General features: G+C 62.2%; 1 protein-coding gene. It reads left to right on the top strand.

Going from position 1 to position 3054, the window contains the following annotated elements; genetic code table 11:
* Positions 1-787 precede the first annotated feature (787 nt).
* Positions 788-2617, top strand: a complete 1830-nt coding sequence (locus AC5RTS_RS16235) for a thioester domain-containing protein (protein ID WP_493993047.1) — start codon at positions 788-790, stop codon at positions 2615-2617.
* The last annotated feature ends 437 nt before the right edge of the window (positions 2618-3054 follow it).

Here is a 3054-nt window from a genome sequence, read left to right as displayed (position 1 = left end):
GGAGAGTAGGTCACCGCCGGACAAAATTTGATGGTTGAGGGCCCCGCATGGTTGCGGGGCCCTCACCTGTTTAACCCGTGCATCCAACCCCGCCAGGGTCCCGGGCTGCGAGATGCTGCCCCGGCCGAGCTGATGGCGGGGAGGGCTGCCCGGCTACCGGCCGGACAAGCCCGACTACCGGCCGGACAAGCCCGACTACCGGCTGGCTCGCCCGGTCACGGGGCACCGGCCAGGTGCCCGGTTGAAGGCGCCCCTAGGCCGCTCTTCTCAGGGATCTCTTCTATACGTCGCTCTATGCGTCGGTTCCTTCCGGGTGTCCTTCTCTCTCCCCCCCCCCGAGTTCGCCCCGGTGCGGTGACCCACTCGCAGGACTCGGCGGTACCCCTCTCTGCCGCCTAGTGCAAGAGTTCCGGGGGAAATGGCGCTCCATGGATCTAACTGTTGGTCCCTACCCTTACGTCTCGTCGGTCCCGGCTATAGCCTCTCGAACTCGGGGCAAAGCGCCTTCCAAGCAGCGCCTGCGGGGAGATGGAGAGAGGATCCAATTCTTATGAGCCGAAGTACAGCATTCGTGCCGCGCGTGGGGGTATGGGGGAGGACGCGCCGGTGCCTCGGCTATTCGCTTGGCCTCCTCGGAATACTGATCGCACTTTTGCTCACGGCGGTTACGCCCGCTCAGGCCGTGTTCTCCGGCCCGCAGCCGGGGGATGCAGTTCCCAACGCCGCGGTAGAGATCGAGATGGTAGGGACCGGGCCGGGGCAAGGGGTGACGGGTGGCCTCCCGCCGGTGGGCCAGACGTTCGATCCCACTACCGGTTACCCGGAGGACGTACCTCCCGGCTATGACCCTGTTAACGAAGGGTTCGCCGGCGTCATCACAACCAGAGATGGGGAGGGCAATACCCAGCAGATGTATTGCATCGACATCCGTGTCTCCACCTATGCCGGACTTGGCTATGAAAACGGCAGCTGGGATGAGTCCAATGTCCCTAACATCGGCTACGTTAACCGGGTCCTGAACAGCTATTACCCGGACCAGCCGGGGCTGCCGGAAGCGGCCAACGACAACATTCGCGCAGCGGCAGTGCAGGCAGCGGTGTGGTTTTTCAGTGATGGTTATGTGCTGGAGGATACGGATCCTGTCCGGGCGCTCACCGCACAGATTGTTGCGGACGTCCTGGCCGCGGGGCCGCTGACTGAACCTCCGGCTCCCGACGTAAGCATCACGCCTCCGCTGGCCTCAGGCCCTGCGGACGGAGTGGCTGGTCCCTTCACGATCACTTCGGGAACGGTTGCCGAGCTCACGGTAGGAGTCACCCCGGGATACACCCTTTACACCGACGAGGCGGGAACTGTCCCGCTGGCGGGAACAACGGTTCCGGCCGGCACGCAGTTGTGGGTGCGGAACACGGCCCAGACGACCGATCCGGCCGAGCTCACGGCCACGGCAGTGGTTCCCGTCCAAACGGGGAACGTGTATCTCTATGCGGGCAATAATCCCCAAGTCACGGAGGCGCAGAAACTTATTCTGGCAGCCGACTCCCAAATCGAATCCAACGCTCAGGCAACAGCGGAGTTCTTCATTCCGGGCGACCTTGTGGTCAATAAAACCTTCGCCGGAGAAGGTGCCGGTCTGCAGGGCATCATCACCTTGAACGTGGACTGTGGTCCAGCGGGTCTTTTCGTTGTTGAGATCCCGGCCGGTACCGCAGCAGCCGTATCGCAAACCATTCCTGACCTGCCAGTCGGTACGGTCTGCACTGTGAGCGAACCGGTGACGGGCTCAAACACTGAGGTGACGGTCACGCCGGTCCTGCCTGGTCCGGTGACGATCACGGCTGATGGACCGAACGTGCTCGACGTAGCCAACACGGTGGACCTCAATCCGGGTTCCCTGACCGTTGTGAAGTCCCTGACCGGTGCTGCTGCCGGTTTGCAGGGCGACATTACTGTGGCAGTGGCCTGTGATGCTGCAGGCATCGAAGAGACCCTCACCATTCCGGCGGGCAGCGCTGCAGGCGACTACGCCGGAACGATCACCGACATCCCTGCGGGCACTTTGTGCACGGTCACGGAGCCGCAAACCGGTGCTACCGAACTGGTGGCGGTGACCACGGGACTACCGGAAGTGGTTGAGATCCAGCCGGGCGGCGACTCGCAGGCTCTGGTCACCAATGACGTGTCTTACATCTACGGTTCCCTCGTGCTCACGAAAACCATCACCGGACCCGGTGCCGGCCTCCAGGATGACGTGAGGATTCTTGTCACCTGCGGCGATTCATTCACCCAGGAGATCCTCATCCCGGCGGGAACTCAGGCAGGAGACCAGATCACAACGTTCGACCGCGTGCCGGCAGGCAGCTCGTGCACGGTGACGGAACCGGCCACCGGCGCAAATAACTCAGTGACGGTGGATGCTGTTCTCCCGGAAGCGGTAACCGTCCTCGGCGGAGCATCCGTTAACGCGGAAGTCACGAACGCCTACCTCGTGCTGGGCAAGGACAAGCTGGCGGAGACCGGTGCCATCGGCCTCAACTGGGTGTGGACTGCCAGTATCTGCACTCTGATTCTTGGCACCTTCCTCGTGATCGTTTCGATGCGGCGGCGAACGCCTTAGCGAAACCGGCTGATTGAAAACCAGGACTGCCCGTAGCTCCGCGCTGGAGCTTCGGGCAGTCCTGCGTCCGAACGGCATTGCAGCATCCATAATGGTGCCCCGGGGCCGCAAAAGAGGGTGTCCGGTGGCCAGCAGCTGCCGAGTTGCACCGGGCACCGAACCTGTGTAAAGTCTTCTAAGTCGCCGCGGCCGGGACGCTGGAAAAGCGCCCGAGCATGGCGGCCAAATCCCTTCAAAAATCAGAGTCCAACTCCCGCGCCCTTCACCGGGCCGGCGGAAAAGACTCCGGTCGATGCTGGGACCGGAACGGCGGTAAAACGCTTTTCGCGGGGTTCCGTCTAGGAAAACCGGGAATTGCGGAAAACGCCGGAATGGAATAAGATAATAAAACATTGCAGCGAAGAAGAAAAGGAAAACAAAGTTTTCCCGAGTATTTT

The organism is Arthrobacter sp. MDT1-49-2 (assembly GCF_059090185.1).
The sequence above is the reverse complement of the archived record's forward strand: the minus strand, read 5'-3'. Positions and strand labels throughout refer to the sequence as shown.